The following is a 6,469-nucleotide window of genomic DNA, read 5'->3' on the forward strand; positions in this document are numbered from 1 at the left end:
TCCACGGTCTCTGGATCAGGGCACCGTCATCAGCGACGGTTGTGGCTCAGGGTTGGCGCTGGCCATCAGCGGCCCGGTCAACGGGAGCAGTCTGCCTGACAATGTCATTCTTTTTTGTGACCATGGTGGTGACTGGCTACTGGCCCCTGAGGTTCTGGAAAAAACAAAGGGGATTGTCTTCAACAAATGGGCCAATAACGACCATATATCCATCGGCCTGAGGCAGGAGGGCATACCCTGTGTGGGGATTAAGCAGCCTCAATGGTGGCCCGATAATGATGCACCGGAATGGGTAACGCTGGTGTGTGGGAAGTTTCAGAAAGAGTCCGGCGGGTTTTTATTGCCGGGTGATCGGGAACAGGCGTTGTTGAATGTCAGTGACAAATCGGCCACCCCTGATTATCAAGCCGCACAGGCTGCCCAGCAGGCATACCAGCCTGCAGAGCCGGAAAAAGAACCGTCGGTAGCACGTCTGTTCTCCTGGCTTGTTGAGCAAAACACCAGGCTCCTGGATTTTCTCGGGACTGAGCGACTGATTCATTTATGCCTGTCCAAAACCGGTGCTGTCCAACTGAGCATGCACCCCGGGCGACAAGAGATTGTCCAGGGATGTGTTCAGGAGATCGACAATTTTATGCAGGAGATCACGGCTTTTCTCTCTGGCTACGAACGGTTTTTAATGCTTGCAGCCGCTGATGCTGATCTTAAACAGCGATACCAGGAGGAGTTAATCCCGCTTCGCGAGCAACTGGCGCTGGTAAAAGCAAAGGTTAAACAAACCGTTGCCCAGGTCACAAGGCCATTTCTGCCTGGCAAGGAGTTACCGGCCTCAGGTTCGGATTTTCAACAATGGCTGGCCCATTGCCAGTTATTAAAAGACCACCTGCAAAGGCTTGAAGAAGTCCATCAGGTGCACAACATCAAGAGCGTTCATGAACTGATTCTATGGTTGCACAAATGTTTTCTCACCAGGCTCTGGCCCGTGGCCACCGCTTCAGGGCAGGGTGAAGTGAGCACAATAAGGCGGCCTATCTATGGAAATATCGATATTGTTGATTTCTCAACGTCTCAGGAAGAACCATTATTCGACGACACTTGCCGTGAGGCACTCAGGCAATTACGGGCCGAAAGAGTGACCGCTCTCAATATGCCAGATTGTACCCGGTTGTCGATTCAGCTTGAGCATCATGCTTGTACCATCGACCTGTTGGAACAAGCCGACGGTGGCAAACAACGGACTTTTCGGATGTGTTACTCTGAGGCGCTGGCCGATTCATTGCAAGTAACCCTGAGCGGAAAGTTCAAGCGACTGTGGTTTTTGGCGCAAACGCTGTCTCACTATTGGAAAAATAGCGGTTTCAATGCACCGGACATTCATTTCAATGAACAGACAGGCCAGGCCCTCTTTGAACTCACCCATCTGCCTGACAAAAAAGATTTGCAGCACATGTTTGTGGACATTCTGAGTGTATTGCACATTCTGGGCAATATGGATTTTTTGTTGGGGCCATTACATCTGGACGAAAGTCAGACAAACTGGAATATGGCCACAATCAGGGAAAGGCTGAATAATCCCGCTTTCGCTACAACCAATCGATCAGCCCTGGAGCATATCTACTGGTGCTCCGCTTACTCACGCACAAAATCACTGATGAGCCTCTGTACCCGGGACAGAGCGATCCGTCACCTGGTTGAAACGGCGCTGATCTTTTCTCAGGCTCCCATCAACTGTATTGAAGAAGCGCTGAACGATCAACTCGATACGCACAGGCAGAAAATACTCTGGCATTGGCTACTTTCTGATCCAGCCAAAGCCAGCCCCCTGGTGAACAAATACGTTAACTGGTTAGCTGACGAAACAACGGCCATGCGTCTGGTGTCGCAAAATGGCCATATCCTGAAATACCTTGCTCCTGAACTACGCAATCAGCGGGCAATGGTTTTTACCGCCATCAAAAGCCACACTGGCGCTATTGTCGATGTGCCGGAGTCCTTTAAAAATGATATTGAAATTATGTCTTATGCCCTGGCAAATACAGGGGATCCGGAAACCACCATTGCCCTAATTGGGCCAGAGCTATCATCAAATCCTGAACTTCTCCGGCGTTTATTCACCGCAGCCGTTGAAAACACATCACAGGCTCTTTCCTGTCATGCGGCAACTGAGTATCTGGAACAACATCCTGGATGCTATAAAGAGCTTCTTCTGTTGGCGCTGAAGTGCAGTGATAAAGATGATTCCTATCGATTATTTCACCACAATTTCAGGAAAAACCTGCTTAACAACCGTCATCTTTATCGGAAACTTGCCTTAAAAGCGCTGGCAAAACCCGGAATAGACGATAGGCTGAGATATTTTCCGGAATTGAATAATGATCGAGAAGTAGTATTCACGGCGGTTGGCTCAGACCCCTTATCATTAAAACATGCCGGACCTGAACTTCAGGCGGATAAAGAACTGGTCAAAAAAGCTGTTGGGAACGATGGGAGAGTTCTGAAATTTGCCAGTGAAGAGCTTAAGGATGATGAAGACATCGTATTGGCCGCTGTCAAAAATTATGGGGTTGCCCTGCTATACGCCAGTGAACGGTTAAAAGCGGATCCAACAATTGTTAGAGCAGCGCTGAAAAATAACGCGTGGGCGCTACGGTATGCCGACGAACAATTAAAACATGATCCGTACTACGTTCGACTGGCTGTCAGTCATCCTTATCCTTATCTTGATATAGAGCAGTGTGGAGATAAGAAATTACTGACCATTGTCGTATCAAAAGACCCTCTTTTCTTTGGAACACTCGCCAAGCAAAAATGGAGAGACGATGAAGAGTTGGTGCAACTGGCTGTGCAAGGTCACGGTCGTACTCTCAAGTATGCCAGTTGCAGACTACGCAGGCACGAGCCAACTGTCCGGCTGGCAGTTCAACAGGATGGTATGGCACTTGAGCATGCCAGCCCGGAACTGCGAGCCAATAAAGCGCTGGTCAAACTGGCAGTGAAAAATGACGGCATGGCGCTGGAGTTTGCCAGTGACCTGCTTCAGGATTGCCCGGAGGTGGTCAAACTGGCCCTGCACCAAAATCCGTTGGCGCTTCAGTTTGCCAGTGACCATTGCCGCAATGACCCGGAGCTGGTCAACATCGCCTTGCAGTACAATGGTATTACCTTGCAGTATGTTGACCGTTTATTACAAGGAAAACCCGAGATCATTGCGGCAGCGATGAACCATGTCGGGCCTGTTGCGTTAAGGTATTATCAACATTTTCATAATGGCCCGTGTGCCTCTGGCAGTCACGACCCATCCCTCATAGAGTGTTGTCCATAAGCGAATAACTGGTAAAAGTCAGTTGTCCAATACTTCAGTTATTTAACTGACGTAAAAAATATTTTGCTCTGTGCAACTATTATCATGTTTTTTTGTCCAATGGATCAAATTGGTAACTCGCAGCCTAAATTAGCCTTGGTCAACCAATAACAGCCAATACTAATGTAGCCCTATAGCGCGGAAATGAATTAACGCATTTTCAAACAGGAATTATCAATATGAACACTTTCAACGTATTCAGTTCTGAAAGATCGACTTATCAGCAATTCGACAGTGAAACAACATGCGTTGTTTCTAATCAGCCTGCAACTGGCGGTTCAAAAGTTTCCCTTGCTCCCTCTACACAACCTGCTCACACACCGCAAATTGATCCATCTCAAAATCTACCCCGGCAAATGCTTGTTTGTAATCGTGAAGTTGAGATTAAAACCGAGTCTCTTTGCCCAAAAAAATCCGACACGAATGACGGGGTGAAACATCATGAGCGTACCGGCTGTATTACTAAAGCCGAAATAAAAAAGGCGACCATGGAGCTTCACAGTGCAATCACCAACACCGAGAACCCGGAGGATCTGACCAATGACAACATCCTTGCCCTGATTGCAGAAGGGGCTGATGTCAACGCCAAAACCAAACGCAGTGGCAAGAAAACCGCTCTCCATCTTGCCGCTATACATGGCAATCAGAGAATCATTGAGCTGCTTGTCAACGAGGCCAGGGCTGACGTTAACCTCAAAGATGATTATGGCAGGACAGTAATGGAGTGTGCATTCCAATATGGCACCAATATTACGCCCCTGATCCCCTGTATGGTAAAAGCCGGATTCGACATTCATGCCGATTGTGGTGGTAACGGGGCAGGAACCATGCTTGCTCATGCGGCCAGGGGAAAAAACTGGGTGCTGGTGGAGTTTTTATTAACCAATGGTGCCGATCCTAACGACCGGATCAACAAAAATGAAACAGCACTCCACCTTGCGGTTCGTCTGGGTAAGCCGGAAATAATAGACATGCTGATGAAGTATAAGGCAGATATCAACGCAAAGACCAACGATGAAGGGAGGACAGCTCTTCACCTTGTGGCTCAATCTGGCCAACGGGACATCCTGGATAAGCTGCTTCAGCATCACGCAAATGCCAACGCCCTGGACAACGATGAAAGGACACCACTCTACCTGCTGACTTGTGCCGATGGTCAGCTGAAGACCTTTCAGTATTTCATGGATACCCTGATTAAACTTCAGGATGACATCGACCATCGGGACATCGGTAGGTCAACTCCCCTCAGCATCTTAGTCAACAGCCTTGAACATCAGGATGCCCTCAAGTATGCCATTAATACCTTGCTTCAACGCGAGGCCGATGTTGACGCCCAAAATGGAGGCGGGTATGCGCCTCTCCACTTTGCGGCTATAAATGGCAAGCTGGAGGCCTTTAGCCAATTGATTGAAAAGGGGGCCAACATGTACGCCAAAACTAACCGTGGCATGATGGTTCTGGACCTCGCCAGGCGCAATGGCCATCACTGCACAGCAAAAATACTGGAGATTCTGGACAATGCCAAATTTGATGTTAAAGCCCCCTGTGACTCCGCAGGTGGCAGGACGATTGCGTATGCCATAGAAAACAGGAAATGGAAGATGGTTGACTCTTTAATAGTTCGTGGGGCTGACATCAATGCATGGAAAAATGAAAAAAGCCAATGCACCCCCCTTCACCACGCGGCTTTAATGGACCAGAAAGATATAGTGAGAGAGCTACTGGAGAGGAGCGCTAAGGCCAATTTACGAAATATAGATGGGCGTACTGCTCTCCATTATGCCGTGTCGGCCCCCGACTGGGACTATCAGGTAGATTGGACAGTTCGACTGGCTATCCTTGCCGATCTGATTGAAAACGGAAAAGTGGAAATCAATGCCCAGAATAAATACGGAGCAACAGCGCTCCACATTGCAGCGAGTCAAGGCAGTATAGATATGATTCGAGAGCTGCTGATGCGAGGGGCTGATTTCAATATTCTGGATGAAAAAAAGATGACAGCTTTTGATCATTGCAATAGGTTTGAATATCTTTTTGGGATTCCCCTTGAAAAGGTTAGCCGGAAAGAAAAAGAGAAAGCCTGTCTGTTTATGGCAGAACATAATGCTGATGTGCGAGGAGCCGATGTGATGAAAGCCAAAGCAGCCGAAGAGAGGGCAGCAAAAGTAGCCGCCATGAAACGCACCTTCAATGGGTTATTGCATAAAGCGAAAGAGCTTCTCAAGCCTGAATGAGAATGCTGAGAAGCCCTTATTTTAGGAGCGGTATAGAGTATATCTGAACGGTCAGAGTTTAAGCCGGAAGCACCATTTTCCAAATATCATGTTTAAAAAATAGTAAACAGCGGATGTTGCCATGTTTAATACACAGTCAGATATTATTAGCCACTCGGTCACAGGCTCAGGTTCCACCTGTTTGCCCGGTGCAGAGGGAGCTGACATCGCCAATGGTGCAATTCCGGTATCCGGCGCTGTAACAACTCACGCTTTATCTTCAAATCGAAAGTGCGAAACTTCCGGGATTGATACCACGTTTACTCCTTCTAACAGCACCGGCCAAAAAATTACTGAAACGTTTGCACTGCCATTAAAAACCAGACGATGTACCGAATCACAGCTGAACGTTGATTCCCCGACTATTCTAAACCGGAAATTGTTAGGTGGAAAAGGGATGTTCCTGACCCTGATGAAGAACGCAGGATTAACTGTTCCGCCATTTCGCTGCATTGAGACAAGCATCGTGCAGAACCTTGAGGCGCTTCCATTCGATGCCAGCCCATTGCTGGCCATGCTGGATGATGGCCATGAGTTTCCCCATACAACGGCCAGTCTGGTGAATATAAGACAGTGGATTACCCAAATGGCACCAGCAGGCAACTCATCGGGCAAGCCAACAACAAGACAACAGCGCTGGCTCGATGCGCTTTCTTCGTTTATTGCTGGACCGGATTTTTATCAGCAAATAAGCGCTCTGACCATTGCCGACACCATACGGGATATCTATAAGGAGTTGCGCACCGGCCTGACTAAGCCCGACAGCCCGATTATCGTGCGCAGCTCCGGCGTGGCTGAGGACTCGTTTGGTAACGCCCAGGCTGGCAAGTACCAA

The 6,469-nt window shown here is 48.4% G+C and carries 3 protein-coding genes; all 3 read left to right on the top strand.

Translation table 11 applies throughout. The features are described from left to right. Positions 1–3,322: DUF4116 domain-containing protein (locus ACO6V1_RS21890; RefSeq protein WP_422468545.1), on the top strand; the 3,322-nt coding region annotated here is incomplete at its 5' end. 218 nt (positions 3,323–3,540) lie between these two features. Further along, positions 3,541–5,595, top strand: coding sequence for an ankyrin repeat domain-containing protein (locus ACO6V1_RS21895; RefSeq protein WP_422468547.1), 2,055 nt, complete (start codon positions 3,541–3,543; stop codon positions 5,593–5,595). A 121-nt stretch (positions 5,596–5,716) separates the two neighbouring features. Then, the coding region (locus ACO6V1_RS21900; RefSeq protein WP_422468549.1) for a hypothetical protein at positions 5,717–6,469 on the top strand (753 nt) is incomplete at its 3' end.

This window comes from Endozoicomonas sp. ALC013 (assembly GCF_049310205.1).
Lineage (GTDB): Bacteria > Pseudomonadota > Gammaproteobacteria > Pseudomonadales > Endozoicomonadaceae > Endozoicomonas.